This window comes from Erythrobacter sp. AP23 (genome assembly GCF_001542855.1).
Taxonomy (GTDB): Bacteria; Pseudomonadota; Alphaproteobacteria; order Sphingomonadales; family Sphingomonadaceae; genus Qipengyuania.
Genome location: NZ_LNBY01000001.1, coordinates 424,377 through 450,472, shown reverse-complemented (window position 1 = coordinate 450,472; position 26,096 = coordinate 424,377). Strand labels below are relative to the sequence as shown.

24 protein-coding genes and 1 tRNA gene are annotated in these 26,096 nt (G+C 63.2%); 9 read left to right on the top strand and 16 right to left on the bottom strand.

The window, feature by feature from the left end; all coding sequences use genetic code 11:
- Positions 1-8: 8 nt before the first annotated feature.
- Positions 9-1,151 carry a bifunctional 2-C-methyl-D-erythritol 4-phosphate cytidylyltransferase/2-C-methyl-D-erythritol 2,4-cyclodiphosphate synthase gene (locus ASS64_RS02135; RefSeq protein ID WP_067689093.1) on the bottom strand — a complete coding sequence of 381 codons (1,143 nt, stop codon included), beginning with the start codon at positions 1,149-1,151 and terminating at the stop codon, positions 9-11.
- A gap of 82 nt (positions 1,152-1,233) precedes the next feature.
- Between ASS64_RS02135 and dusB the strand changes: the two genes are divergently transcribed.
- The 7 genes from dusB to hflX all read left to right on the top strand — a co-directional run bounded on the left by dusB (position 1,234) and on the right by hflX (position 10,461).
- On the top strand, positions 1,234-2,253 hold the full coding sequence (gene dusB / locus ASS64_RS02130; RefSeq protein WP_067690307.1) for a tRNA dihydrouridine synthase DusB: 1,020 nt from the start codon (positions 1,234-1,236) through the stop codon (positions 2,251-2,253).
- Positions 2,250-3,308 carry a nitrogen regulation protein NR(II) gene (locus tag ASS64_RS02125; RefSeq protein WP_067689090.1) on the top strand — a complete coding sequence of 353 codons (1,059 nt, stop codon included), beginning with the start codon at positions 2,250-2,252 and terminating at the stop codon, positions 3,306-3,308. The genes dusB and ASS64_RS02125 overlap by 4 nt, the downstream gene beginning before the upstream one ends.
- A 9-nt stretch (positions 3,309-3,317) precedes the next feature.
- The gene (gene ntrC / locus ASS64_RS02120; protein WP_067689087.1) at positions 3,318-4,730 is read left to right on the top strand and encodes a nitrogen regulation protein NR(I); all 1,413 of its coding nucleotides are present in this window, start codon (positions 3,318-3,320) and stop codon (positions 4,728-4,730) included.
- 84 nt (positions 4,731-4,814) lie between these two features.
- Positions 4,815-7,046 (top strand): ATP-binding protein, encoded by a 2,232-nt coding sequence (locus tag ASS64_RS02115; RefSeq protein WP_067689085.1) that lies wholly within the window; start codon positions 4,815-4,817, stop codon positions 7,044-7,046.
- A 6-nt stretch (positions 7,047-7,052) separates the two neighbouring features.
- Positions 7,053-8,438: a sigma-54 dependent transcriptional regulator gene (locus tag ASS64_RS02110; RefSeq protein ID WP_067689082.1), complete on the top strand. Its 1,386-nt coding sequence runs from the start codon at positions 7,053-7,055 to the stop codon at positions 8,436-8,438.
- A 167-nt stretch (positions 8,439-8,605) separates the two neighbouring features.
- Positions 8,606-9,145: an RNA chaperone Hfq gene (hfq, locus tag ASS64_RS02105; protein ID WP_067689079.1), complete on the top strand. Its 540-nt coding sequence runs from the start codon at positions 8,606-8,608 to the stop codon at positions 9,143-9,145.
- A 17-nt stretch (positions 9,146-9,162) separates the two neighbouring features.
- Positions 9,163-10,461: a GTPase HflX gene (gene hflX, locus ASS64_RS02100; protein ID WP_067689072.1), complete on the top strand. Its 1,299-nt coding sequence runs from the start codon at positions 9,163-9,165 to the stop codon at positions 10,459-10,461.
- On the opposite strand, the gene mazG is transcribed toward hflX, so the two are convergent.
- Positions 10,458-11,222 (bottom strand): nucleoside triphosphate pyrophosphohydrolase, encoded by a 765-nt coding sequence (mazG, locus tag ASS64_RS02095; RefSeq protein WP_067689067.1) that lies wholly within the window; start codon positions 11,220-11,222, stop codon positions 10,458-10,460. The two genes, hflX and mazG, sit on opposite strands and share 4 nt — an antisense overlap.
- Before the next feature lie 312 nt (positions 11,223-11,534).
- Between mazG and ASS64_RS02090 the strand changes: the two genes are divergently transcribed.
- On the top strand, positions 11,535-13,217 hold the full coding sequence (locus ASS64_RS02090) for a BCCT family transporter (RefSeq protein ID WP_067689065.1): 1,683 nt from the start codon (positions 11,535-11,537) through the stop codon (positions 13,215-13,217).
- A gap of 70 nt (positions 13,218-13,287) precedes the next feature.
- Here ASS64_RS02090 and ASS64_RS16585 read toward each other — a convergent pair whose 3' ends face one another.
- Genes ASS64_RS16585 through ASS64_RS02050 form a run of 9 tightly spaced genes read right to left on the bottom strand, consistent with a single transcriptional unit; the run spans position 13,288 to position 21,325 of the window.
- The gene (locus ASS64_RS16585; RefSeq protein ID WP_157075049.1) at positions 13,288-13,455 is read right to left on the bottom strand and encodes a hypothetical protein; all 168 of its coding nucleotides are present in this window, start codon (positions 13,453-13,455) and stop codon (positions 13,288-13,290) included.
- Positions 13,452-14,219: an MBL fold metallo-hydrolase gene (locus ASS64_RS02085; RefSeq protein ID WP_067689063.1), complete on the bottom strand. Its 768-nt coding sequence runs from the start codon at positions 14,217-14,219 to the stop codon at positions 13,452-13,454. Before ASS64_RS02085 ends, ASS64_RS16585 begins: the two co-directional genes overlap by 4 nt.
- Positions 14,216-14,992: a TatD family hydrolase gene (locus ASS64_RS02080; protein ID WP_067689061.1), complete on the bottom strand. Its 777-nt coding sequence runs from the start codon at positions 14,990-14,992 to the stop codon at positions 14,216-14,218. Before ASS64_RS02080 ends, ASS64_RS02085 begins: the two co-directional genes overlap by 4 nt.
- Positions 14,992-16,551 (bottom strand): methionine--tRNA ligase, encoded by a 1,560-nt coding sequence (gene metG / locus ASS64_RS02075; protein WP_067689059.1) that lies wholly within the window; start codon positions 16,549-16,551, stop codon positions 14,992-14,994. Before metG ends, ASS64_RS02080 begins: the two co-directional genes overlap by 1 nt.
- Entirely contained in the window at positions 16,544-17,494 is a 951-nt protein-coding gene (locus ASS64_RS02070; protein ID WP_067689057.1) for a DNA polymerase III subunit delta', read from the bottom strand. Before ASS64_RS02070 ends, metG begins: the two co-directional genes overlap by 8 nt.
- A complete protein-coding gene (gene tmk, locus ASS64_RS02065; protein ID WP_067689048.1) occupies positions 17,494-18,132 on the bottom strand; it encodes a dTMP kinase in 639 nt (212 codons plus the stop codon). The genes ASS64_RS02070 and tmk overlap by 1 nt, the downstream gene beginning before the upstream one ends.
- Positions 18,129-19,277: a D-alanyl-D-alanine carboxypeptidase family protein gene (locus tag ASS64_RS02060; RefSeq protein WP_369815334.1), complete on the bottom strand. Its 1,149-nt coding sequence runs from the start codon at positions 19,275-19,277 to the stop codon at positions 18,129-18,131. Before ASS64_RS02060 ends, tmk begins: the two co-directional genes overlap by 4 nt.
- A gap of 46 nt (positions 19,278-19,323) precedes the next feature.
- Complete coding sequence (locus ASS64_RS02055) at positions 19,324-20,319, bottom strand: SPOR domain-containing protein (protein ID WP_083508115.1); 996 nt, start codon at positions 20,317-20,319, stop codon at positions 19,324-19,326.
- Positions 20,303-21,325, bottom strand: a complete 1,023-nt coding sequence (locus tag ASS64_RS02050; RefSeq protein WP_067689034.1) for a lytic transglycosylase domain-containing protein — start codon at positions 21,323-21,325, stop codon at positions 20,303-20,305. The genes ASS64_RS02055 and ASS64_RS02050 overlap by 17 nt, the downstream gene beginning before the upstream one ends.
- Before the next feature lie 125 nt (positions 21,326-21,450).
- On the opposite strand from ASS64_RS02050, the gene ASS64_RS02045 reads away from it, so the two are divergent.
- Positions 21,451-21,540, top strand: a tRNA-Ser gene (locus ASS64_RS02045).
- A 1-nt stretch (position 21,541) separates the two neighbouring features.
- Here the strand turns inward: ASS64_RS02045 and ASS64_RS02040 are convergent.
- From ASS64_RS02040 to ASS64_RS02020, 5 genes are all read right to left on the bottom strand, one after another.
- The gene (locus tag ASS64_RS02040) at positions 21,542-21,727 is read right to left on the bottom strand and encodes a hypothetical protein (protein ID WP_067689031.1); all 186 of its coding nucleotides are present in this window, start codon (positions 21,725-21,727) and stop codon (positions 21,542-21,544) included.
- Positions 21,728-21,775: 48 nt separating this feature from the next.
- Positions 21,776-23,635, bottom strand: coding sequence for a cation:proton antiporter (locus ASS64_RS02035; RefSeq protein WP_067689023.1), 1,860 nt, complete (start codon positions 23,633-23,635; stop codon positions 21,776-21,778).
- Positions 23,636-23,668: 33 nt separating this feature from the next.
- Positions 23,669-25,084, bottom strand: coding sequence for a dihydrolipoyl dehydrogenase (gene lpdA, locus ASS64_RS02030; protein ID WP_067689021.1), 1,416 nt, complete (start codon positions 25,082-25,084; stop codon positions 23,669-23,671).
- Positions 25,085-25,255: 171 nt separating this feature from the next.
- Entirely contained in the window at positions 25,256-25,633 is a 378-nt protein-coding gene (locus tag ASS64_RS02025; RefSeq protein ID WP_067689018.1) for an acyl-CoA thioesterase, read from the bottom strand.
- Positions 25,626-25,982: an endonuclease domain-containing protein gene (locus tag ASS64_RS02020; RefSeq protein ID WP_255356011.1), complete on the bottom strand. Its 357-nt coding sequence runs from the start codon at positions 25,980-25,982 to the stop codon at positions 25,626-25,628. Before ASS64_RS02020 ends, ASS64_RS02025 begins: the two co-directional genes overlap by 8 nt.
- Between the last annotated feature and the right edge of the window lie 114 nt (positions 25,983-26,096).

The window sequence follows — 26,096 nt, the reverse complement described above, 5'->3', positions numbered from 1 at the left end:
GGTGTTCCTCAATTGCTCAGGACGGTAGCGATCGCCTGCGCCGCGATCCCCTCGCCGCGCCCGGTGAAACCAAGGCGCTCGGTAGTGGTGGCCTTTACCGATATCGCGCCGATGTCAACGGCGAGCAGTTCGGCGATACGCTTGCGCATGGCGTCGCGGTGCGGGCCGATCTTCGGTGCCTCGCAAATGATCGTGAGGTCGATATTGCCGACACGATAGCCAGCGTCGCGGACCAGACTGGCGGCGTGGCGCACGAACCGGTCGCTGCTCGCACCCTTCCATTGCGGTTCGCTGGGCGGGAAATGGCTGCCGATGTCACCATCGGCAATCGAACCGAGAAGGGCATCGACGATGGCGTGGAGCGCAACATCCGCATCGCTGTGCCCGGCTAGGCCGCGATCGTGTTCGATACGCACGCCGCCCAACCACAGCTCCTCTCCTTCGGTCAGCCGGTGGACATCGAAGCCCGTTCCGGTCCGCACGGCGGGCAATTCGGTCATGAAATCCTCCGCATATGTCAGTTTGGCGAGGCGTTCGTCGCCGGGGACATGCACGACAGCGCCACCCGCCGCGCGCAGCACCTGCGCATCGTCGCCCGCGTCGGCGTCGCCCTGCCAGGCGGCGTGGGCGGCGAAAATGTCGTCAAACCGGAACGCCTGCGGTGTTTGGACCCGGCGCAGGCTCTCGCGTTCGGCAGAGCCCGTCATCACGCCGTCGGTGTCGATCGACAGGCTGTCGACGACCGGCAGGACGGGTATGGCTCCGGAATGATCGGAAAGAGCGGCAAGCAGACGCGCGATCACCTCACGCGGCAGGTCCGGCCGGGCGGCATCGTGAATGAGGACCCGCTCTGCCATCCCAACGGCTTCGAGCGCGCGGGCCACGGATTGCTGCCTGGTCGTTCCACCGATCACGAGATCATAGCCGTCGAGGCCCGCCAAGGCTTGCTGGGCGGCCTCTTCACTGTTTTCGGGAATGGCGACGACCAGTGGGCTGGCGCCCGCCGCCAGCAGGGTTTCGACCGAATGCCGCACGACCGGTTTCCCGCGCCATGGCGCGAACTGCTTGGGCAGCGGCTGCCCGGCGCGCAGGCCTTGGCCGGCAGCGACCACGATGGCGGCGAAGGAGGGGAGGGGACTCGTGTCCTGCATACGAAAGCTGCGCGCTAGCCGCTTGCCGTTTTCGCTGCAACGCACTATGTGCCTGCCCAATATTTAGGCAATGAAACCCGGCATGACCACGCATCCCCTTCCTCCGGCGCCGCCGAAGCCGATCCTCGTCGGCGACGTGTCGATCGACACGCCGGTCGTGCTCGCGCCCATGACGGGTGTGACCGACCTGCCGTTCCGCAAGCTCGTGCGCCGCTACGGCTCGGGGCTCAACGTCACCGAGATGATTGCCAGCGAGGCCGCTATCCGCGAAACGCGGCAGAGCATCCAGAAGGCGGCGTGGGATGCGACCGAAGAACCGGTCTCGATGCAGCTCGTCGGCTGCGATCCCGCAAGCATGGCCGAGGCGGCCAAGCTGCAGGAAGGCAATGGCGCCGCGATCATCGACATCAATTTCGGCTGCCCGGTCCGCAAAGTCGTCGGCCAGCTCGCCGGTTCCGCGCTGATGCGCGAGGTGCCGCTGGCGACCAAACTCATGGAAGCGACCGTCAAATCAGTCGACGTGCCCGTCACGGTCAAGATGCGTATGGGCTGGGACCATGCCGATCTCAATGCCCCCGAACTCGCGCGAATTGCCGAGGACCTCGGGGTCAAGATGATCACGGTCCACGGCCGCACGCGCAACCAGATGTACAAGGGGCATGCCGACTGGGCCTTCATCCGCAAGGTCAAGGAAGCGGTATCGATACCGGTCATTGCCAACGGCGATATCTGCACGATCGACGATGCCGCAAAGGCGCTCGATCAATCCGGTGCCGACGGCATCATGATCGGCCGCGGCGCCTATGGAAAACCGTGGCTCTTGGGTCAGGTCATGCATTGGTGGCGCACGGGCGAAGTGCTCGAAAGCCCGAGCTTCGACGAGCAATACGAGACGCTGGTCGAGCATTACACAATGATGCTCGACCATTATGGCGAGGGAGTGGGAGCCAAGATCGCGCGCAAGCATCTGGGCTGGTACACCAAGGGAATGCACGGTTCCGCCGAGTTCCGAAACTTTGTCAATTTCATCGACGATCCTGCCAAGGTTCTTGAGGAAATCGAACGCTTCTACGAACCGTTCCTCCGGCGCCGGGCCGCGTGAGCACGCCTGTCGGCGCACCCGACGCGCGTGCCCAGATCGCCGCGCTGATCTTCGCCGTCCTGCTGCTCGACGAGGACGACCGGATCGTCGAAGCGAACCACGCGGCGGAAGAAATGCTAGGCCGCAGCGCGCGCAAGTTGTGCGAAAAGCGGATCTGGGACGTGGTGGGGATTTCCGACCAGCGTCTGAGCGACAAGCTTTCGACCTCCGACTCGCAAGTCATAGCGCGCGGTGTCACGATAGCGACGTCGATCGGAGACCGCCGGGTGAACATCAGCAGTTCGCCGATGCACGGGGCTGCGGGATGGCGGGTCGTCACGCTCTCCGATGCCGGCCAGCAGGACAATGACGAGGACGAGACCGAGCGGGTCGAGCTCCGCGCGCCTGCCGTCCTGGCGCACGAAATCAAGAACCCCCTATCCGCCATTCGTGGGGCCAGCCAGCTACTGACCCGCCGGGCGGCCGGCAAGGACAAGCCGCTCGCACGGATGATTTCGGCCGAAGTGGACCGCATCGCAGGGCTGATCGATCGCATGCAGCAGCTGGGAGCAAAGCCGGTCGAGATCACCGGCCCCTGCAACCTCCACCAAGCGATCCGCAACGCCATGGCCACTGTGAGGGCAGGGCGCAGCGAGCCCTGCGAGCTGGTCGAGGAGTTCGACCCCTCGCTCCCGCCCGTGGCCGCCGACCAGGGTGCGCTCGAGCAGGTACTCATCAACCTGATCGCCAATGCTTGCGATGCGAGCAAGGATCGGGACCAGCCCGTCATCGTTCGAACTCGCTTCGTCAGCGGTCTGGTGTTCAACACCATCCGCCTGGGAAAGGCGACGCGCCTGCCTATAGAAATCACTGTTACCGATAGCGGTCCGGGGATCGATCCGGCGTTGCGCGACCATGTCTTCGAACCCTTCGTTTCGAGCAAGCCGCACGGCCAGGGTCTGGGCCTCGCCCTCGTCCGCAAGCTCTTGCGCGACATGGGTGGTCGCATCTCGCACGAGCGCGACGATCGTGCGGAGCTAACGCATTTCCGCATTAACCTGCCGGTCGTGGGTTAGGGGATAACGATGACGCACTCAGTTCTGCTGGTCGAGGACGACAAGGGCATTGCCACGGTCATTACCGAGGCCCTGCGCGAGGAAGGCTTCGACGTAACGACTTGCGAAAGCCTCGCCAAACGCGACGCCTTGCTCGCCGAACACCAATTCGACGTCATTCTCACCGATGTTATGCTCGAGGATGGTGACGGACTTGCCTCGATCCATACCGTCCGCGCTCTCGCGCCCGATGTCCCGGTAATCGTCCTGTCCGCGCAGAACACACTCGATACGGCGGTCCGCGCCAGCGACAGCGATGCCTTCGAATACTTCCCCAAGCCGTTCGATCTCGATGAATTGACACAGGCGGTTGCGCAGGCGGTCGCCAGCCGACCTGCCCCGGAGAATGTGGGCGAGGGTGAGGACAGCGCCTTGCCCCTGATCGGGCGGAGCCCGGCGATGCAGGGCGTATTCCGCATGATCACCCGTGTGCTGCGCAACGACCTTACGGTGTTGATTACCGGGGAAAGCGGCACCGGCAAGGAACTCGTCGCCGAAGCGATCCACGAGCTCGGCGCACGCAAGACCGGTCCGTTCGTCGCAGTCAATATGGCGGCCATCCCGCACGACTTGCTCGAAAGCGAATTGTTCGGACACGAGCGCGGTGCCTTCACCGGCGCTATCGGCCAGCAGATTGGCAAGTTCGAACAGGCCAATGGCGGGACACTGTTTCTGGACGAGATCGGCGACATGCCGGCCGAGGCGCAAACTCGGCTTCTGCGCGCTCTGCAATCGGGCACCATCCGCCGGGTCGGCGGGCGACAGGAAATCGGGGTCGACGTCCGCATCGTCGCAGCAACCAATCGCGACCTTGCACCGATGATTGCGGATGGCCGGTTCCGCGAAGACCTCTATTATCGCCTCAATGTGGTGCCGATCCACCTGCCTCCCCTGCGCGAGCGCCGCGAGGATATCGCCGCGCTGGTGCGGCATTTCCTCGGCCAGGCGTCGGATGAGGGCTTGCCTGCCCGGGTGGCGAGTGCCGATGCCATTGCAGCGCTCACCGCGCGCGAATGGCGGGGAAATGTGCGGGAATTGCGCAATGCTGTGTTCCGTCTCGCATTGATGGCACGCGAAGACACGATCGACAAAGGCGCGGTCGACGATATCCTTCCGCCTACCAAACCCCGCGACGAAGGGGACGACAGGGTCGGCCTCGAATCAGCCGTGGAAGCGTGGATCGAGAGCGCCCGCCCGGCCGATGGCGCATTGTATCACGCCGCACTGGCAGCCTTCGAAAAGCCGCTCTTCGAACTCGCTCTCGAACGCACCGAGGGCAATCAGCTGCGTGCAGCGCGGCTTCTGGGCATAAATCGCAACACGCTGCGCAAGAGGCTCTCGGAACTGGACATCGCGCCGGAAGCATTCGCGCGTAGGCGTTAGTCGCAGCACTGCGGCTGGTGCGGACCTCCGTTTGTCGATTTTGTACTTGCAAATGTGCAACAGGGCAGTTGTAAGCGCGCCACGATGGCGACGAGCGTAGCAGGAACGAGGCGGCAGACGCCGCGCTGGTGGCGCAGGTTCGTCGTGACGGCACGGCGGCAGAACATCTTCGCCTATATCGAAGCGCTGGCCGCCGTCGCCTTCCTCGTGATGGTGGCGAGCACCTGGGCTACCTTCACCAACGCCCCACCCAACGGCGCTCTGCTGCCTTCGCGACAAGTCGCGGGCCTGCTCATCGGCACGCTCGTCCCGGCGATGGCACTGCTCGTCCTCGCAGGTCGCCGCATAGCATTACGCCGCGCTGCGGGGAGCACGGCGCGGCTGCATGTCAGGCTGGTGTTTTTCTTCTCGATGATCGCGGCCGTGCCGACGCTCTTGGTGGCGGGATTCGCGGCTTTCCTGTTCCAGTCCGGCGTCGATTTCTGGTTCTCCGACGATTCGCGAGGGCTGATGGAGAATGCAAATCAGCTTGCCGAGGGCTATTACGAGGAGAACCAGCTCGATCTGGCCAACGAGACCATATCGATGGCGATGGACATGCGCGCGATTCTCGGTCGGGTACAAGTGACCGATCCGAATTTCGCGCTCGTCTACCAGTACCAGGCCGAACCGCGCGATGTCATCGAGAGCGCCATCCTGCAGGCAATGCCCGACGCGACGATGCGCACCGCTGTCGTTTATGGCCTCAACGAGGAGAGCGACCCCCGAGCCTTCGCGCAGGATTCGCTGGCGCAGCTTTCGGGCGGGGCGCAAGTAGCGGTACGTGGCAGTCCCGAGCGGATCGAGGCGGTCGCGCCGATCGACCGCGAGGCCGGGATATACCTCTACACCGCGCGCAATGCCGAGGCGGGCACCTTTCGCAGCTGGCAATCGGCGCGTTCTATCTCGACCGCCTATGATGAATTGACCAAGCGCGCTCGCGCGCTGCAGCTACGCTTCAATCTCGCGCTATTCTTCGTATCGCTGGCCCTGGTCGGACTGGCTGTATGGTTCGCGCTGCGGTTTGCCGACCGTCAGGTGGAACCCCTGACAGACCTCGTCGCAGCCGCAGACAAGGTGGGCGCGGGTAACTTTGCGCTACGGGTCGAGGGGCGCACTGGTGCGGATGAAATCGGCCTGCTCAACCGGGCCTTCAACCGGATGACCGCACAGCTCGAAAAGCAGACCGATGCGCTTCTGTCCGCGAATACGGAGCTAGAGGAGCGCCGCAGCTTCATCGAAGCGGTGCTGGAATCGGTCAGTGCGGGCGTGATCTCGGTCGACAGCGATCTCAACATCCTTTTGATGAACGCCCCGGCGCAATCCATGCTCGGCCAGGACACGGGTGTGAGAAGCCCGCCGGGAACGCTCGACGAATTGGCGCCTCAGATCGGTGCCATGGTGAAGGCGGGGCTGACGCAGGGAGTCGTATCGCATAACCGTAACGGCGAATTGCTGACACTTGCGGTGAAGATCGGCCGCGAAAGTGACGGGCACGTGATCACTTTCGAGGATATCACGCGCCAGTTGCTCGACCAGCGACAGGCCGCCTGGTCCGATGTCGCGCGGCGTATCGCACACGAAATCAAGAACCCGCTGACTCCGATCCAGCTCGCCACAGAACGTCTCAAGCGCCGCTATCGCAAGCAGATCGAAAGCGATGGCGAACTGTTCGACGAATTGACGAGCACGATCGTGCGACAGGTTGGCGATCTGCGTAAAATGGTGGACGAGTTTTCCAGCTTCGCACGGCTTCCGAAGCCAAGCTTTCGGCCCGAGGATGCGCTCGACCTGGTGCGCCAGTCGCTGTTCCTCCAAGAGGTTGCACATCCGGAAATCGACTACCGGCTCATCGCGCCCGATGGCGGCCCCATTCGCATCCAATGCGACCGGCATCAACTCGGCCAGGCACTAACCAATACATTGAAAAACGCCTACGAGGCGATCGAAACTAAGGCGCAGTCCGCGGATGTTGACTATCGCGGGAAGATTCTGGTCGAGGTCCAATCCGACGATGAGGCACTGGCCGTATCGGTCCAGGACAACGGAATCGGCTTGCCACAGGACCGAGAAAACATCCTCGATCCCTATGTCACCACGCGCGAGAAGGGCACGGGACTGGGCCTCGCGATCGTCAACAAGATCGTCGAGGAACATGGCGGCGAAATGACATTCACCTCGGTCGATACCGGGGGCACGCGCGTGACGATGCGGTTTGCGCGCGACCCGCTCGCCAGCGTTGGCGATGCGCAGGCAAGTATGAGAAGAGAAGGATAGGGACGCATGGCGCTGGATATTCTGATCGTCGACGACGAACGTGACATCCGCGAACTGGTCGCCGGAGTGCTGAGCGACGAAGGCTATGAATGCCGCACCGCCGGTGACAGTACGTCGGCCCTCGATGCGGTCGACGAAAAGCGGCCGAGCCTCGTCTTGCTCGACGTCTGGTTGCACGGCAGCCCGATGGACGGGCTGGAGGTGCTCGACGCGATCAAGGTACGCGAACCGGACCTGCCGGTGATCATATTTTCCGGTCATGGCAATATCGATACCGCGGTCAGCGCAGTCAGCCGCGGCGCTGTCGACTTCATCGAGAAGCCGTTCGAAGCCGAGCGCTTGCTCCACCTCGTGGAACGCGCGACGGAGACCGAGCGCCTGCGCCGCGAGAACACGCGTCTGCGCGAAAACCTTGTTCAGGGAGACGAGTTCACGGGGAATTCCGCGGTCATCAACGCGGTTAGGGCGACGCTCAAGAGGGTTGCCGGCACTGGCAGTCGGGTTCTCGTAACCGGCCCGGCGGGGGCCGGTAAGGAAGTCGCCGCGCGCCTGCTGCACAGCTGGAGCCATCGGGCGGATAAGGCCTTCGTGATCGTGAATTCTGCCCGCATCACGCCCGAACGTTTCGAAGAGGAGCTGTTCGGAGAAGAAGCCGAAGGAAAGCTGGTTCGGCCGGGCCTGCTTGAGACGGCGGATGGGGGCACCCTTTTTCTCGATGAAGTGGCGGACATGCCGCTTTCCACCCAGGCGCGCATCCTGCGGGTGTTGACCGAACAGAGCTTCGTCCGTGTTGGCGGCACGCGTCAGATCGGCGTCGATGTTCGGGTCGTTTCGTCCACGTCGCGCGACCTTGCGACGGAGATGGAGGAAAAGCGCTTTCGCGAGGATCTCTTCTATCGCCTCAACGTGGTCCCGGTGGAGGTTCCATCACTCGCCGAGCGACGCGACGATATACCCTCGCTCGCCGACAGCTTTTTCGCCCGCTATGCGACCGAGCAGGGTTTGCGTCCGCCCACGATCAGCGAGGAGGCGATGGCGGCGCTTCAAGCCTATGACTGGCCGGGTAATGTGCGCCAACTGCGCAATGTGGTCGAACGCACCATCATCCTGACGCCGCGCGAAAACCTCGAGCAGATCGAGGTCGACATGCTGCCCGAAGAGGTGCTGGGCGGGAAGGCCGGAGGAAACGGCGGTGTCGGAGCGATGATGGGCGCCCCGCTACGCGAAGCGCGCGAGAATTTCGAGCGCGAGTATCTTACCGTGCAGATCCGCAGGTTCTCCGGAAACATTTCCAAAACCGCGAATTTCATCGGCATGGAACGATCGGCGCTGCATCGCAAACTCAAGCTGCTCGGCATGGTCGAACGCAAAGGTGCCGATCGCAAGAACTGATGCGCACGGCCCAAGTTGCGCGTTCTCTGACACAATCAGGAATACGTTGCGCCATTTGAGATTATCTTCCACGATACCTATGTTCCTACCGATTGGCGAACACACTCGGGCGTGGTGGGCGCCCAGATTGCGGTCTTTCGAAAGGCCGCCAAGAAACGGGAAAAGACATGTCCGGCGATCGAACACTCTCGGCACGACCGCGTTCAAAACCGCCCGAAAGCGGGCAGGGTAACCGTCCTCCGAACCTGCAGGACGCGTTTCTGAATTTGTTGCGCAAGAACAAGGCCCCGGTGACGATGTTTCTCGTCAAGGGCGTCAAGCTGCAGGGCATCGTAACCTGGTTCGACAATTTCTCGATCCTGCTGCGCCGCGACGGCCAGTCGCAACTGGTCTACAAGCACGCGATCAGCACCATCATGCCCGCGCAGCCGATCGATACCAGCCAGTTCGTCAGCCAGGGCTCGGGTGCCAAGCAGCGCCTGCTGCAGGACGTTTTCCTCAGTCGCGTACGGCAGGCCGAAGCACAGGTGACGATGTTTCTCGTCAACGGCGTGATGCTGCAGGGCAAAATCGCTGCTTACGACCTGTTCTGCATGCTCCTGGAACGCGACGGCTATGTGCAACTGGCCTATAAGCACGCCGTATCGACGGTCCAGCCAGCCACTCCGGTCGATCTGACCGAGGATTGGGAAGAGGACGACAGCTGAGTTTCGACGATGATTTGATGGGCGAGGTCTCCCGCGGGGCGCGGGCCCTCGTGGTGTGTCCGGATATCCGTGGCATGGCCTACGACCTCGATGCCCAGTCGCGCCTCGCGGAAGCGGAGGGACTTGCTCTCGCGATCGGGATAGTGATCGCCGAAAGCTTCGTCCTGCCGGTGCGTGACGTGCGTCCCAATCTCCTGTTCGGCGCCGGGCAGGTCGACAATATCCGGACCTCCTGCGAGCAGAACGAGGCCGAACTGGTCGTCGTCGATGGGGCACTCAGCCCGATTCAGCAACGCAATCTCGAGGAAAAACTCGGGCGCAAGGTGATCGACCGAACCGGGCTGATCCTGGAAATCTTCGGCGAACGCGCTGCCACCGCGGAAGGGCGCCTGCAGGTCGAACTGGCGCATCTCGATTACCAGCAAAGCCGCCTGGTGCGCAGTTGGACCCACCTCGAACGCCAACGCGGCGGTTTCGGCTTCCTCGGCGGGCCGGGCGAAACGCAGATCGAAGCCGACCGGCGAATGATCCGCCAGCGCATGGGCCGCCTGCGCAAGGAATTGGAGCAGGTCCGCAAGACGCGTGGCCTGCACCGCGAGCGGCGTGAGCGTGCGCCGTGGCCGGTAGTCGCGCTGGTCGGCTATACCAATGCGGGCAAATCGACGCTGTTCAATCGCCTGACAGGGGCAGGCGTGATGGCGGAGGATCTGCTTTTCGCCACTCTCGACCCGACGATGCGCGCGATTGCCTTGCCGGGGGTCGAGAAGGCGATCCTCTCGGATACGGTCGGGTTCATTTCAGACCTGCCCACACAGCTCGTCGCGGCCTTTCGCGCGACATTGGAGGAAGTGACGTCGGCGGATGTCATCTGTCACGTGCGCGACATTTCGAACCCTTCAACTGCTGCGCAGAAGGCGCAAGTGCTGCAGGTCCTGCGCGACCTCGACGTCGTCGGGGGGGAGGGGGAGGATGCCTCGATACCGATCCTCGAAGTCTGGAACAAATGGGACCGCCTAACCCCCGAAGCCGCAGACGATCTGGCTGCGCAGGTAGAGGCCGATGAGCATATCGTCGCCACATCTGCCGTAACGGGCGAGGGCCTCGACCTCCTGCTCGAACGGCTTGGGGAAATGCTGACCCGCAATGCCTCGCTTCAAACCTTCGAGGTTCCGGCCAGCGACGGTCGCAGGATCGCTTGGCTGCATGCCCATGGGGAAGTGATCGAGGATGTCGCGGACGATGAGGGCGGCGCTGTGCGGCGTATTACGGTGCGGCTCAATCCCAAGGAGCTGGGCCAGTTCGAGGCGATCGGCTAGCCTATCTCGCGCTTGGCGCGCTGCCAGTATTCTTCCTGCGAATCCAGATCGAGACGAGAGAAATCCTCTTGCTCACTTGCAGCTATCTTCTCCATCTCCCTGAAGCGCCTTTCGAATTTTGCATTGGAGGCGCGCAAAGCCTGTTCGGGATCGACGCCGTAACGGCGCACAATGTTGACCGCGGCGAATAGGACGTCGCCGGCCTCCATCAGGCGATCTTCGTCCGTCTTCGCCTGGTCGAGTTCTTCGATTTCTTCCTGAAGCTTCGCGATTGGTCCTTCGACATCGGGCCATTCGAAACCGACGCGTGCCGCTCGTTTTTGGAGTTTGTGCGAGCGAAGCAGCGCCGGGAGCGCCTTGGCCACGCCATCCATGGAGCTCGTCGCGCCGGAAGCCGCGCGCTCGGCCGCCTTGAGGTCTTCCCAGCGCCGATCTTCCATAACGCCGCCTTCGTCGCCGAAGATATGCGGATGGCGAGCAACCATCTTGTCCGAAATGTCCCGAGCGACGTCCTCGTAACGAAAAGCTCCGCTTTCTTCGGCCATCCGGGCGTGGAAGACGACCTGGAAGAGCAAATCGCCCAATTCGCCGCGCAGTTCGTCCATGTCGGCGCGCTCGATGGCGTCGGCGACTTCGTAGGCTTCCTCGATCGTGTAAGGCGCGATTGTCGCGAAGCTCTGGGCGGTATCCCATTCGCATCCCGTTTCCGGGTCGCGCAGCCGCGCCATGATCTTCAGCAGTCTGTCGGTCTGGTCGGACATCGGGCCAATCTAGCCAGTGGGGCAGGAGCGCGATAGAGCACGCGCGACACCATCCCCATCCTGACTACTGCGACGATAACATATATTATGTTAAATGCACGATGTCGGGAAACGTTGGCTGGGGCGAACGATAGAACGTCGCAGGATGCCGGCTGATTGGCGTCAGCCCCATAAAATTTCAGCCGTGAACCGCGTCATTTGCATTGCCAATCTCGCTTTCTATGCTGACTAGCTATCGCAAAACTCGCGCCGCCATGCGAATTGCGACAGCGCCAAAGACGGCACCCACAATCCAAGAGGAAATTCTGACCGATGACAGCCCGAAGCGACACTCCGGTTGCGCCACCCCTGGTCGAGCTTCCGATCGAAACGCATGACCGCGGTTTCTACGATGGCTTCAGTCGGGCGGTTACGATCCCTTCCAAGGTGATCGTTTCGCTGCTGATTATGTGGGCGATATTTTTCCCGGTCAGTGCAAGCGAGACTCTGACCGCCGCCAATTCGAACATCATCGCCTCCTTCGCGGGCTGGTACGTCTATCTCGTCGCTTTCCTCATGTTCACCTGTTTCATGCTGGCCCTTGTTCCCCAGTCTGGTAACCTGCCCATCGGCAATCCGGGCGAGAAGCCGGAGTTCGGGCGTTTTTCCTGGTTCGCGATGCTGTTCGGAGCCGGCATAGGTATTGGATTGCTAACCTATTCGACCGGCGAACCGCTGGCGCATTTCACGGACAATCCAGAGATCATCCGCGGCTCGATCGAGACGCGATCGGCCGAGGCGGTACGCTCTGCCTATACCTTCACATTCCTGCACTGGGGGTTCGCCGCTTGGGCAACCTACGCGCTGGTCGGCCTGGCGATTGGCTATGTCGCCTATCGTCGCAACCTGCCGCTCACGGTTCGCTCGGCGCTTGCACCGCTGTTCGGGCTGCATCTGTCGGGCAGATGGGGTCACCTGATCGATATCGTCGCGGTCGTCGCGACCATTCTCGGAGTGGCCGTAACCATGGGTCTCGGCGTAGAGCAATTCGTGGCCGGCCTCTCTCGCCTCGGGCTTGGCGACTGGCTGCTCGAGCCCGACGGTTCATCTTCGGCCATGGCGATCATCGTGGCCCTGGTAATCCTCATCGGTGCCTCGACCCTCAGCGCTCTGTCGGGCGTGGGCCGAGGAATCAAATGGCTGTCGAACCTCAATATGGGCCTGTCATTCGCGCTCTTGGCCCTGTTCGTCATCGCAGGTTCGGGCTTCTTCGGCCTCCGGCTGCTGGGTGTAGGCCTGTGGGATTATTTGCGCACGCTCGTGCCGAATTCGCTCACATTGTTCGAGCCCGGCGGCGCATTCGGCGCTGCACTGGTGCAATGGCAGCTCGACTGGACGGTCTTTTATTGGGCGTGGTGGATCGCTTTTGCACCCTTTGTCGGGATGTTCATCGCGCGCATCTCGCGTGGCCGGACGATCCGTGAATATGTTCTGGGCGTGATCCTAGTACCCTCGCTCATGTGTTTCGTGTGGATGACCATCGTCGGCGGTACCGCGATCGATCTCGAACTCAGCGGAGCCGCGCAAGGCAGAATCGTCGATACCGTCATTTCCGACCAGCTCTACGCCACGCTTGCCGTGCTACTCGATCCTGCGATCGCCGCGATCGTTTCGGGCCTCGTCGTTGTCCTGCTGATGACCTACCTCATCACTTCGACCGACAGCGCAATCCTGATCGTCAACACGATCAACGGGGCGGGAGATACCGAAGGCGCTCGCCGCTTTCACATCCTATTCTGGGGCGCAGCGCTGGCCTTCATCGTGGGGAGCATGCTGATCCTGGGCGGGATCGAGGCGATCCGCATCACCATGATCATCGGAGCATTGCCGTTCAGTTTCGTCGTGGCCCTGATGGGCGTCTCGATCTTGAAGGCGGTTGCGTTCGACATTCGCCGCAAGCGTCATGGCGTTCCCACTACTGCGGATGGCTGCGCGGATATGGAAGTCCAGAAATAGCGGAATTCTCGGCGTATTCTCTACGCCAGTGCTCCATCGCCACGCGACCCAATCGATGCCCAAAGTGCGATTAGCGCACCATATCGATGAACAGGATCACGATTGCGAAGATCCCTGCCCACGCGCCCGCCATGAAGAAGCCTTTCTTCCATCCCACATTGTGCGAACGAAAGCCCGACGCGATGAAGATCAGGAAGCCGACCAGCGAGACCAGGGAAACGATCTGATATTCGTTCATGCCACCATCTCCAGTCCGTCATACCCGACCGTGACGTGATCGGGGACCTCGGCGCATAGGCTGCGATAGTCCATGCTTTTGTCCATATGCGTTAGCACCGTCCTGCGAACCTTGGCCTTGCGCGCCAGCTCAAGGGCCATGTCGAGATTGGCATGCGTGGGATGCGGTCGCCTGCGAAGGCAGTCCACAACGAGGATGTCGGCGCGTTCGAAGCAGCGGACCATGGCGGGCGTTATCTCGCTGAAGTCGGTAGCGTATACAATCGACTTGCCATCCGCTTCGAAGCGGAAACCGGTGCTGGTGACCGGCCCGTGCGGCATCTCGACATGGTCGAAGGAGAAACCCGCAACCAATTGAACACTCGTGATATCCTTGAGCCCGATCACTGTAGGATAGCCGAACTGACCCTCGAAGACGTAGTCGAAACGCCGGCGCAGCCGCTCGCAGGTGACCTTGCTGGCAAATCCGGGCAATGGGTTGCTGCGATCGTAGCGCATCACGCGCAGATCATCGATGCCGTGGCAATGATCCGCATGGTCGTGCGTCCAGAAGACCGCGTCGACTTTTGCGATTCCATTGGCCAACAATTGAGCGCGCAGATCGGTCGAGGTGTCGACCAGTATCTTCTGGCCCGTGTCGTTCTCGACAATGATCGACACACGCGAGCGGCGGTTGCGCGGTTCGCGGGGATCGCATTCGCCCCAGTCATTGCCGATCCGCGGCACCCCGGTCGAGGTGCCCGAGCCGAGCATCAGCAGCTTCATGCGGACGCCTTATTGAACAGCGTGTAGAAGTTTCGTGTGGTGTAGCCTGCCAATTCGTCGAGGCTTTCGGACCGCAGATCGGCGAGGAACTGCGCCGTGTCACGCACGTAACCTGGCTCACACGTCTTGCCGCGATGCGGGACGGGGGCGAGGAACGGGCTGTCGGTTTCGACCAGCAGCCGGCCTTGGGGAATGCCCTTGGCGAAATGCTGCAAGTCCTTCGCGTTCTTGAAGGTGACGATGCCCGAGATAGAAACCGATAGGCCGAGGTCGAGCACACGCTCGCCGAACTCGGCCGAGGCGGTGAAACAGTGGATCAGCGCGGGGAAGGCCCCCTTCCCCAATTCATCCTCCAAGATTGCCAGCGTGTCCTCTTCCGCATCGCGCGTGTGGATGATCACTGGTAGCTGAACCTCACGCGCCACATCGATGTGGAGGCGGAAAAGCCTCTGCTGCGCCTCGCGGTCCGAATGGTCGTAAAAATAGTCGAGACCGGTTTCGCCGATACCGACGACCTTGTTATCGCGGGTCGCCTCGAGCAATTCTTCGCGGGTCAGGTCGAGATGCTGGTCCGCATGGTGCGGGTGGATCCCGACGCTGGCGAAGACATCGGGCTTGGCCTGCGCCGTGCCGACGACCTGACCCCACTCCGCTCGCTTGGTCGAGATATTGAGGAAAGCCTGAACACCCGCGTCCCGTGCGCGATCGAGCACACCGGCTTGGTCATCGACCAGACCTTCGTATTCGAGGTGGCAATGGCTGTCGACCAGCATCAGGCCGGCTCCTCGGCCAGTAACTCGAGACGCGGGAATACCGGGGTGGGTTTGGCGATCGCGTGCCCGGCGGAGACAAGAGCGTGGAACCACCCGGCATCGGCGAGATCGGCATAGCTGCGACGATGTGCATCGACACCGAGTTGGTCGAGTACCGCAGCGGCCTTTTCCGGCACCACGGGCTGGATCGCGATGGCGAGGTCGCGAATGGCGATGAACAGCGTCTGCAGCACGGCCTTCATGCGTTCCGGATCGGTTTTCTTGAGCGCCCAGGGCGCCTGCTCGTCGACATAGGCATTGCAGGCATAAACGGCCTTGAGCCAGGCATCGATCCCGACAGAAAAGGCGAGCCGATCGAATTGGCGCGGCAAGGTTTCGGCGCACGCTTCGCCTACCTTGGCGAGCAGCGCCTTGTCGTCACCCTCCGGCTCGAAGGTCTCGAGCTTGCCGTCCATGTTCTTGGCGATCATCGAAAGCGTGCGTTGCGCGAGGTTTCCGAAGCTGTTGGCCAGCTCGGCATTCACCTTGTTTACAAGCGCTTCCGCAGAATAGCTTCCATCTTGTCCGAAGGTAACCTCGGCCATCAGGAAATAGCGCAACGCATCGACGCCGAATTTGTCGGCCAGTTCCATCGGATCGGTCACATTGCCGGCCGATTTCGATTCCTTGACTCCGCGGTTGAGCAGGAAGCCGTGTCCGAAGACCTTTTTCGGCAAGGGCAGGTCCGCACTCATCAGGAATGCGGGCCAGTAGATCGTGTGGAAGCGGACGATGTCTTTGCCGATCAGGTGGAGATCGGCGGGCCAGAATTTGTCCCACAACTCGCCGCCATCGGGGTAGCCTACGCCGGTGATGTAGTTGGTCAGCGCATCGACCCAGACGTACATTACGTGGTCGTCGCTATTGGGCACCTTCACGCCCCAGTCGAAACTTGTGCGGCTGACGGAGAGGTCCTGCAGGCCGCGCTCGACAAAGGCGATCATCTCGTTGCGGCGGCTTGCCGGTTCGAGGAAGCCCGGTGTGTTGAGCAATTCGAGCAGCGGTTCGGCATATTTCGAAAGGCGGAAGAACCATGTTTCTTCCTCGGTCCATTCGACCGGCGTGCCCTGGGGCGAGAGTTTTTCGCCCCCCTCCCCTTCGACGAGTTCTTTCTCGTCATAATAGGCTTCGTCCCGGACCGAGTACCAGCCTTCGTAGCGGTCGAGATAGAGGTCGCCTTTCGCCTCCATCGCCTGCCAGATGGCCTGGCTGGCGCGATGGTGGTCGGCATCGGTAGTACGGATGAACCGATCGTAGGAGATGTTCAAAACATCGAACAGCTCCCTGAAATGGCCGGACATTTCATCCGCCAGCTCACGCGGGGTCTTGCCCAGTTCGCGCGCCTTCTGGGCCATTTTCAAACCATGCTCGTCGGTGCCGGTCTGGAAACGCACTTCACGTCCACGCAGGCGCTGGAAGCGTGCGATTACGTCGGCCGCGATCGTCTCATAGGCATGGCCGATATGCGGCTTGCCATTTGGATAATGGATCGCGGTGGTAAGGTAATAGGGTTCAGCCATCGGCCCGCTCGCTAGCCGCAGCCGCCTTCGCGAGCAAGGTACCGATTTCCATCGCGAGCAGTCCGGCATCGAAATTATAGGTCGGCTGCTCGCCCGTGAGCCGGACGAGCTCACCATGCGTGTCGATAATCGGCCCTGGGTCGGCCATCGCGCCGTCGAGACGTTGAGCGACCACCGAACGCGCGAGTTCGAGTACCGCGCGGATGCGATCGCGATCGGGCCGCGCGCCGATCAGTCCGGCAAGCGTGCCGCGCAACCGAAAATCCGCGTCGCCGCGCTCGAGGATATCGCGCATCGCCTGCGCGACCTTGCCCAGCTCCATGTCGACGAATTGCAGTGCGGCGCCCGGCGATCCGGCAGCTGCGGCAATCGCGGCCGCGCGGGTTGGATCGTCGGCCTGGGGCGAAAGGTCGCGCAGCAGCCGGTCCATCTCGGAATCGGGAACGGTCGGGAACCGCAGCACGCGGCAGCGCGAACGGATCGTCGGCAGGAGCCGTGCGGGACTGTGCGCGACCAGCAGGAAATAGGTCCCGACCGGCGGTTCCTCGAGGCTCTTGAGCAGGGCATTGGCCGCGTTGCGTTCGAGGTCGTCTGCCGGATCGATGATGATCGCGCGCCGCTCTCCCATTGTCGGACGCGTGCCGAGGCGGGACTGCATCGCGCGGATTTGCGCGATGCGGATGCTGCGCGCCAGCTCGAAGGGTTTGCCGTCGGCGCGCTTACGCTCTTCCTTGTCGTCCTTGGGCGCATAGGTGAGCGTGTGGATATCGGGATGGTGCGCCCCCTCCCCATCCGCCGCGCCCACGAGTTCGCGTGCCGCGGCGAGCGCGAAGCTGCCCTTGCCCACGCCGCGCCGCCCGGCGAGCAGCCATGCATGGTGCATCCGCTCGCCGGCCATCGCCTTGCGCCATTCACGCCAGGCTTCATCGTGCCCGAGCAGCATCACCCGGTCCCCGCCAGGCGGTAGCCAACCGTTTCGAGAACCCGTTGGTGCACCTCTTCGACCGAGCCGCTGCCATCGACAACCGCGAACTGATCCGGTTCCGCACGCGCAAAGTCGAGGAAAGCCGCATTGACCGCGGCATGATAGTCGGCTGTCCGCCCGCCGATGGCATCGCTGGTGGCGCCATCCCGCGCGGCGAGGCGGTCGGCGACATCGGCGGTCGGCACGTCGATCACGATGGTAAGGTCGGGCAGCAGACCGGCGCTTCCGAATTCATGCAGTGCTCTTACCGCGTCATCGCCGAGACCGCCCGCAACGCCCTGGTAGGCGCGGCTCGAATCGAGGAAACGGTCGCAAATCACCCAGGTCCCGCGATCGAGCGCCGGACGGATCTTGCGCGCCACGTGGTCGGCGCGCGCTGCGGCGAAGAGCAATGCCTCTGCCTCCAATGTCCATCCCTCGCCCGGCGGTGCCAAGAGAAGCTCGCGGATTGCCTCGGCACCCGGCGTGCCGCCCGGCTCGCGCGTCTGTTCGACCGTCAGGCCGCGCTGGCGCAGGTGTTCGGCAAGCAGGCGGGCCTGTGTCGATTTGCCCATGCCCTCGCCGCCCTCGAACGCGATGAAACGACCGCGGCTCACGTAATCCAACTCCGGAAAGCGTTGAACACGCGCTGGAGCATCGTCGCATCGAGCACTTCCTCGCTTGCCACCAGCGGTACGCGGTGTTCGGGCATCCCGGCGATCGCGACGACCAGCTCGGCCACCTGCTCACCCTGGGCGATGGGCGCCCGCAAGGGGCCTTCGTACCGCAGCGAAAGGGCGACCTCGGGATTGGTCCCTTTGGGTATGGAAATCCGCACGCCGCTCGGCGCCTCGAGCCCCACCTCGGGAGCGCCGCCGCCCTGCACGCGGGCGCTCGCGATCCGTGCCTCGGGGGCGAAGAGGGTCTTGCCCTCGAACTCCTGGAAACCCCATTCGATCAAGGATCGCGAGGCACGCGCGCGTTCGCGACTTCCGGGGCTTCCGGCAACAACCATGATCAGTCGCCTGCCGTCGCGTTGCGCCGATCCCAGGAAACCGAAGCCAGCCTGGTTGGTGTAACCGGTCTTGATGCCGTCGGCGCCGCGCACCACGCCCGAAATCGGATCGTGGTTGCGCTGCGCGATTCCGTTGTATTTCAGTTCGCTGGCGCCGACGAAATGGCGATATTTTGACGGATGACGCGTCACCATGGCCTGAGCCAGAGTGCCCAGGTCGCGCGCGGTCACGAAGGTCCTGCCCTCGTCCATCCAGCCATTGGGATTGCCGAAATGGCTGTTCGCCATCCCGATTTCACTGGCCTTCGCATTCATTGCCGCGACCCAGTCCTCGACCGATCCGGCCGCCCCTTCGGCTAGGACGATTGCGCCGTCATTGGCCGATACTGTCGTTACACCGTGTATCAGGTCATCCACCGTGACCCGCGCATCGGCAGGGAGGAACATGGTCGATCCCTTGCGGCTCCATTGCCGGAAGGTTTCCGGCCTGATGCCGTAGACCTGTTCGGGAAAAATCCTCCCCTCCTCCATCCATTCGAAAGCGAGGAATGTCGTCATCACCTTGGTGATCGAGGCGGGCATGAAACGCCGGTCGATATCGCGTTCGAACAGGACTTGTCCGCTCGATGCATCGAGCAGGTAGGCGATCGGTGCATCGTTTTCGTTCGGAACCGCTGGTGCAGGCGGTTTCTGGGCACCCACCGGCGCCGCGAGCATTGCCGTTGCGAGGGCAGCCAACGATTTCACGCAGTAACGCAAGTGTGCTCCCGTGCCGGGCGAGAGCCGCGGCGTATCAGTCGATAAATCGGATCAGGGCGTCGCTATAACCGCGCTCGCGGAGCTTGGCGAGCGCCTGCTCGGCCTGTCCACGGGTTGCGAATGGTCCGACTCTCACCAGCGCAAGACTGCCGCTGATTTCGACATAGCCCTGAACTTCGCGGGCCAGGCGATCGGCATTCCCACGTATGGCGAAGGCTCCAAGCTGGACGGCAAACCGGCCGTCCGGGTCGGTCGGAACCATCACGGGTGCACGCGCCGGACCGCCATCGACCGCCATCGGCAATTGCGGGCGTAAGACCTCAGGCGCGGGGGCGACAGGTTGCTCGTTCACATCGTCTGGTGCGGCAGCAGTCACGGCGGCCTCCTCGTCGGAATCGAGCGTGGCGATGGTGCCGGGCGTTGGCACGACCCCGCTGACCTGTGTCTGGCGTGGATCGCCCAGCGGAGCCGAACCGCGTGCGGGGAGGCGCCGTTTGAGGACTTCGAGCAGGCCCGTAGGCGTATCCATGCGCAACGGCGCCTCTCGCCCCGCGCGCAGGTCTGCCCGGTGTTCCTCGGGCGGATTGACCCGGCGCATTCGGATGGGGGCGCCCTCGCGCACGCCAAGCTGAGTCAGCGCCGCGCTCGACAGGGCCAGCAGCCGGTCGTTGGTCATCGGACCGCGCCGTTCGAGCCGCACGAGGATGGTCCGCCCCGTATCGAGCGCGGTAACCTCGACATAGCTCGGCAAGGGGAGCGTGCGATGCGCGCCGGTCACGCCCATCGCTCCGGGGTCGTCTCCCGTCACGTAGCCGACCTGGTCGTAATTGAGCGTATCGACCGGCGTGTAGGTCACGCCATCGATGGTAAACGGATCGCCGAGGACGATCGGGTAATCCGCTGCCGGACCGTTCTCGATCGAGCGTGTCGCCGGTGCCGGCGCCGTCTGCGCAGTGCTCGCGCATGCGCCGAGACCGATCGCGCCAAGCCCCGTCAATGCAGCGAAAACGATCCTATTCGGCAATCTCATCGGCCAGCAGCCCCACACTCATCGCGTAATAATTCGAGCAGTTGTATTCGAGGATGACCCGATAATTCGAGGTTAACAACCACGCCGCTGTCCCCGGCCCATCGGGCTGGAAGAGAGTCACCAACACATCGTCGTCGATCGCGCGCTGGGGCTGCACGCCCAGATCGCGCCATTCGCGCACGGTCTTGTAGACGCTGTGGCGCCCGTGGACGCGCGAACAGACCGGCGCGACCAGCCGGGTTCGATAGGCCGAGACGTCGAAGCCGGAGGGGACATAGGCACCCACACCCCACGGCTGCCCGGACCGCCAACCCGAGTCGCGAAAATAGTTGGCGATCGATGCCAGGGCGTCGGCCCCGTTGTTCATGATATCGGCGCGGCCATCGCCATTGCCATCGGCTGCGAGGCGCAGATAGACGGAGGGAAGGAATTGCGGATTGCCAAAGGCGCCCGCCCAGCTGCCTTTCAACTCGCTTCTGGAATAGCCTTTGTCGGCAACCTTCATCAGCGCCACCCATTCGCCCGCGAACAGATCGCGCCGCCGCCCCTCCCAGGCCAGCGTGGCCAGCGCCTGAGACAGGTCGAACCCGCCCTTCACCGCGCCATAGGCGGTCTCGTGCCCCCAGATCGCGACGAGGATTTCGCTCGGCACGCCATATTCGCGCTCGATCGCGCGAAGGGTGCGCGACCAGCTTGCATGCGCATCGCGCCCTCCCCGAATACGCGCCGCATCTACATGCCGCGCGATATAGGGGGCAAGCGCGGGATAGCCCGCGCGCGTCGGGGCTCCGGGCTGGCCGCGGTCGAGTTCGATCACGCGATAATTCGGCTCGAGCCCGGCGGTCATGCGCTGCAACGTGGTCTCGCTGACGCCCTCGGCGCGTGCCCGGGCAATGAGCAACTGGAGATAGGCATCGAAACTCAGGCTGCCCTGCGCCTGTGCCGGCATTGCGGGGAGAGAGAGGGCGAGCGCCCCGAGGGCGGCGAGCAAGCGGCGTGAAATCATACGGCGATTGTCGCAGAGCGAAGCTTAACGGCAAGTGTCATTTACCGAATACCAAGAACCTCTTGTCGATGTTCCCGCTAGGGCGTGACAATCTTCGCCGATGTGACTAGCGAGGGCGCGCTCGCGGACAGGTGGCAGAGCGGTTGAATGCACCGGTCTTGAAAACCGGCAAGGGTGCAAGCCCTTCGTGGGTTCGAATCCCACCCTGTCCGCCAGCTATTCCTTCTCTTCCCCGGATTTGCGAATCAGCGACTGCGCCTGACGGTCCTTCTTCGGATAGTCCGCGGGATCGACCGCCGACTGGTTCTTCAGCGCCCGGTGATCCTTGATGATCGCGCTGTCGCCGGATTCTGCGGCGGCGTCCTTGTCGTCCTGCTGCCGGGCCCTGTTGGGGTTCGTCATTGGTATCTCCTTTCAGCCCCAACGCCCGAGCCGGCAAGCGGTTGCGCATCAGCGGCCGCGCTGCGCGATCTCGTCCATTGCATCGCGCAGCTTGGGGTCCCACTCGGCCTTCAATTCCCTGATCTTGGCGAGCAGTTCCTCGTTCTCATAGGGCGGGATGTCGAGCCGATAGGCATCGGCGACTTCGCGCATCGATGTGCGGTCCATCTCCTCGAAGGCGTCGGCCATTGCGATCGCCGCCTGCCGGTCGTGCCCCAATGCCTCGTAGACCGAACGGCCCATGCGCAAGGCGCTGTCGTAGGTCTCGCGGATGATGTCGCGGCAGCCCATCGCCCACAGGTGGTAGACGTGGTCGCGATCCTTGGCGCGGGCGACGACGTGGAGCTTGGGGAAGTTGTCGCAAGCATAGCGCACGAGCTTGTCGATCTGCTCGCGCTCGTCGAGCGCGACGACGAGGATCCGCGCACGCTCGATCCCGGCGCTCGCAAGCAGGTCGGGCCGCGTTGCATCGCCGTAATAGGTGGTGATGCCGAACTTCTTGAGGTTTTCCAGATGCTGGCTGTTGTAGTCGATCACGGTCGCGCGGTGCCCTGCAGCGTCGAGCATGCGATCGACGATCCCGCCGACCCGCCCACGCCCGGCGATGATGATCGGGTTCTCCTCGTCGATCGGGTCGGGCTCGTCGGGTGCCTGGCCGGTGCAGTAGGCATGCGCGATCAGCTTGTCGTATAGGATGAACAACAGCGGGGTGACGAGCATGGTCAGCGCCACGACCAGCAGCAACTGGTCGGCAAAGGCCTGGTCGAACACGGCATTGGCGACGCCGAAGGCGATCAGCACGAAGGCGAATTCGCCGGCCTGCGGCAGGCTCAGGCAGAACAGCCACAGTGCCTGGCGGCGCAGGCCGTAGAGCCAGCCGACGACCAGCAGCACCGCCATCTTGGCCGCGATGGTCACTGCCGCCCAGAAGACCACCGATTGCCAGATCGTGCTCGCCAGTACGAAGTCGATCCCCGCGCCCACGGTGATGAAGAACAGCCCGAGCAGCAGGCCCTTGAACGGGTTGATGTCGCTTTCGAGTTCGTGGCGGTATTCGCTGGTTGCGAGCACCACGCCCGCCACGAAGGCGCCGAGCGCGGGCGATAGCCCCACGAGCGACATCAGCAGCGCGATCCCGATCACCACCAACAGCGCCGCGGCGGTGAACAGCTCGCGCAAATTCACCTTGGCGATATAGCGAAACAGCGGACGGATTGCGTAGATGCCGATGGCGATCACTGCGGCCACCGCGCCGATCCGCGTCACGCCGGCCAGCCATCCCGGCATATGCGCGGTGAGGTCGATACCGCCATGCGCGCCGCCCCCGCCATGCGCCGCAGCAGCGCCGGCAAGCTCCGGCACGGCAAGCAGCGGCAGCAGCGCGAGGATCGGGATGACCGCCACATCCTGCACCAGCAGCACCGAGAAGCTGGCTTCTCCGCCCTCGGTCCTCAGCAGCCCTTTCTCGGTGAGCGTTTGGACGATGATCGCGGTCGAGCTGAGCGCCAGCACCATCCCGATCGCCAGCGCGGTCTGCCAGGGCTGGCTGTCGATCAGCGCAATCCCGGTGATGATCAGCGTGGTCAGCAGCACCTGTCCGCCGCCCAGCCCGGCCAGCTTGCCGCGCATCGCCCATAACCGCCTGGGTTCCATCTCGAGACCGATGATGAACAGCATCATCACCACGCCGAACTCGGCGAAGACCTGCAGCGCCTCGACATCGACATCGAACCGCGCAAGCAGCGGGCTGATCGCCATGCCTGCCAGCAGGTAGCCGAGCACCGAACCGAGCCCGAACCGGCTCGCCAGCGGCACCGCCAGCACGCCGGCGACGAGGATCATGAAGGCGAGGATCAGGAAGCTCGTCACTCTTGTCGCACCCTCCCCCTAGACCTCGCCTCGTCAAATATGCAGCGCGCGCCCGTAGCTCGCAAGCACGCTTTCGTGCATCGATTCGCTGATCGTCGGGTGCGGGAAGATGGATTGCATCAGCTCCGCCTCGGTCGTCTCCAGCGTCTTGCCGACGACGAAGCCCTGGATCATCTCGGTCACTTCCGCGCCCACCATATGCGCGCCGAGCAGTTCGCCGGTCTTCGCATCGAACACGGTCTTGCACAGGCCTTCCGCCTCGCCCAGCGCGATGGCCTTGCCATTGCCGATGAAGGGGAAACTGCCCGCCTTGACCTCGTAGCCCGCTTCCTTCGCCTTGGCTTCGGTCATGCCGACGCTGGCGATCTGCGGGTGGCAATAGGTGCATCCGGGGATGTTGTTGCGGTCGAGCGGGTGCGGGTGAACGTCCTTGTTGCCCAGCTCCTGCGCGATGGCTTCGGCGCAGGTGACGCCCTCGTGGCTGGCCTTGTGCGCCAGCCAGGGGCCGGGCGTGCAATCGCCGATGGCCCACAACCCCTTCGACTTGGTGCGGCCGTAATCGTCGATCTGGATGAAGCCGCGATCCATCTCGGCCAGCTTGTCGAGCCCGATGTTCTCGGTGTTGGGCACGATGCCGATGGCCACGATGCAGTGCGTGAACTCGGTTTCGCTAGTCTTGCCGTCCTTGTTCTTGATCTTGGCCTTCACGCCCTTGTCGGAAACCTTGAGGTCCTCGACCCCGGCGCCGGTCATGATCGACATGCCCTGCTTGGTCAGGCTCTTCTCGAGGAAGGCGGAGACGTCCTTGTCTTCCACCGGCACGATCCGGTCGAGCATTTCGACCACGGTCGCCTCGCAGCCCATGTCGTTGTAGAAGCTGGCGAACTCGATCCCGATCGCGCCCGATCCGATCACCAGCAGCTTCTTGGGCATTTCGGGCGGGGTCATGGCGTGACGATAGGTCCACACGCGCTTGCCGTCGGCAGGGGCAAACGGCAGGTCGCGCGCGCGTGCGCCGGTGGCGACGATCACGTGCTTGGCGCTGAGCTTCTCTTCGCCCTTCTCGCCCTTCACGGTGAGGCTGGTGGGGCCGGTCAACGTGCCCTCGCCCATATGCACCGCGATCTTGTTCTTCTTCATCAGCCCGGTGACGCCGCGATTCAGCTGCTTGGCCACCCCGCGGCTGCGCTTCACCACGGCTTCGAGGTCGGCCTCGATCTTGCCCGCAATCTTGAGGCCATAGTCGCTCGCATGCTGCGCGTAGTGCAGGATCTCGGCCGAGCGCAGCAGCGCCTTGGTCGGGATGCAGCCCCAGTTGAGGCAGATGCCGCCGAGCAGCTCGCGCTCGACGATGGCGGTCTTCAGGCCCAGCTGCGCGCAGCGGATCGCCGCAACGTAGCCGCCGGGTCCGGAGCCGAGAACGATGACGTCGTATTGAGTATCAGCCATTCAGATTAAGCCTTTCAAGCCTGAATGATGTTACACCTGTTACACGGTCCAAGCGCAAAAAAGCCTCGGGTCACAGATGCGGAATCTGGGGTTCGATGGGTGCAGGGTTCAAGGCGCGGCCGACGGATCATGCAGACACCCTGGCACGATCGGCGCACTGTAGGACAGCGATCATGCCCACCGCTCCGAAATCGCTCGCGGACGGTCGTTCTCGTCGAGCAGGACGAATTTGAACGTGCCCTCCGCCACCTTGGTCTCGGCCTCGCCATTGCGCTCGCGGGCGATGGCCTCGACGGTGATGGTGAGCGAGGTGTTGCCCGTCGCGGCGATCTCACAATAGACCGAGAGTTCGTCGCCCACCTGCATCGCGCCGGGGAAGGCGAAATCGGTTGCCGAGACGACCACCGCCTTGCCCTGCCCTTCGCGGCTCGCGAGCGAGCCCGCGCCGAGCGCCATCTGGCTCATCAGCCACCCGCCGAACACCCCGCCATAGGGGTTGAGGTCGGTCGGCATGGCCGTGACGCGGATCTGGGGGGCGCGGTCAGGCATTGGATCTTACCGCTTCCAGAATCGCAGCAGCGACCGCGTCGCTATCCTGCAATATGTCATTGTTCCAAAACCGAAGGATTCGAAATCCTTGCGAGGTGAGCCAGGCATCGCGGGCCTTGTCCGCGTCGCTATCGATGTGGTGTGAGCCATCCGCTTCGACGATCAGCCGCGCCTTGAAGCAGACGAAATCCACAATGTAATCGCCCAGCTGCTCTTGCCGCTTGAATTTCGCACCAGCCATTCGACCTCCACGGAGGATCGACCATAGACGACGTTCGGCTTCGGTCGGCTCGCGGCGCATTCGTTTTGCCAATGGCAGGAGATTGCGCTTTCCCCCTCTCCTTCCCACCGCTGCGCGGCGGGCCCCTTCCTCTCCCGCAAGGGGAGAGGAGGGAGGTGCCTGATTCCTCTCCGCTTGTCGGAGAGGATACGCAGACTTGCGAGCATGCTCGCTAGTCGGAGT

Excerpts from the sequence above, each read along its gene's own strand:
- ASS64_RS02135 (WP_067689093.1), bottom strand. The coding sequence starts at position 1,151 with ATGCAGGACACGAGTCCCCTCCCCTCCTTCGCCGCCATCGTGGTCGCT.
- dusB (WP_067690307.1), top strand. The coding sequence starts at position 1,234 with ATGACCACGCATCCCCTTCCTCCGGCGCCGCCGAAGCCGATCCTCGTC.
- ntrC (WP_067689087.1), top strand. The coding sequence starts at position 3,318 with ATGACGCACTCAGTTCTGCTGGTCGAGGACGACAAGGGCATTGCCACG.
- ASS64_RS02115 (WP_067689085.1), top strand. The coding sequence starts at position 4,815 with ATGGCGACGAGCGTAGCAGGAACGAGGCGGCAGACGCCGCGCTGGTGG.
- ASS64_RS02110 (WP_067689082.1), top strand. The coding sequence starts at position 7,053 with ATGGCGCTGGATATTCTGATCGTCGACGACGAACGTGACATCCGCGAA.
- hfq (WP_067689079.1), top strand. The coding sequence starts at position 8,606 with ATGTCCGGCGATCGAACACTCTCGGCACGACCGCGTTCAAAACCGCCC.
- hflX (WP_067689072.1), top strand. The coding sequence starts at position 9,163 with ATGGGCGAGGTCTCCCGCGGGGCGCGGGCCCTCGTGGTGTGTCCGGAT.
- mazG (WP_067689067.1), bottom strand. The coding sequence starts at position 11,222 with ATGTCCGACCAGACCGACAGACTGCTGAAGATCATGGCGCGGCTGCGC.
- ASS64_RS02090 (WP_067689065.1), top strand. The coding sequence starts at position 11,535 with ATGACAGCCCGAAGCGACACTCCGGTTGCGCCACCCCTGGTCGAGCTT.
- ASS64_RS16585 (WP_157075049.1), bottom strand. The coding sequence starts at position 13,455 with ATGAACGAATATCAGATCGTTTCCCTGGTCTCGCTGGTCGGCTTCCTG.
- ASS64_RS02085 (WP_067689063.1), bottom strand. The coding sequence starts at position 14,219 with ATGAAGCTGCTGATGCTCGGCTCGGGCACCTCGACCGGGGTGCCGCGG.
- ASS64_RS02080 (WP_067689061.1), bottom strand. The coding sequence starts at position 14,992 with ATGCTGGTCGACAGCCATTGCCACCTCGAATACGAAGGTCTGGTCGAT.
- metG (WP_067689059.1), bottom strand. The coding sequence starts at position 16,551 with ATGGCTGAACCCTATTACCTTACCACCGCGATCCATTATCCAAATGGC.
- ASS64_RS02070 (WP_067689057.1), bottom strand. The coding sequence starts at position 17,494 with ATGCTGCTCGGGCACGATGAAGCCTGGCGTGAATGGCGCAAGGCGATG.
- ASS64_RS02055 (WP_083508115.1), bottom strand. The coding sequence starts at position 20,319 with ATGAGATTGCCGAATAGGATCGTTTTCGCTGCATTGACGGGGCTTGGC.
- ASS64_RS02050 (WP_067689034.1), bottom strand. The coding sequence starts at position 21,325 with ATGATTTCACGCCGCTTGCTCGCCGCCCTCGGGGCGCTCGCCCTCTCT.
- ASS64_RS02040 (WP_067689031.1), bottom strand. The coding sequence starts at position 21,727 with ATGACGAACCCCAACAGGGCCCGGCAGCAGGACGACAAGGACGCCGCC.
- lpdA (WP_067689021.1), bottom strand. The coding sequence starts at position 25,084 with ATGGCTGATACTCAATACGACGTCATCGTTCTCGGCTCCGGACCCGGC.
- ASS64_RS02025 (WP_067689018.1), bottom strand. The coding sequence starts at position 25,633 with ATGCCTGACCGCGCCCCCCAGATCCGCGTCACGGCCATGCCGACCGAC.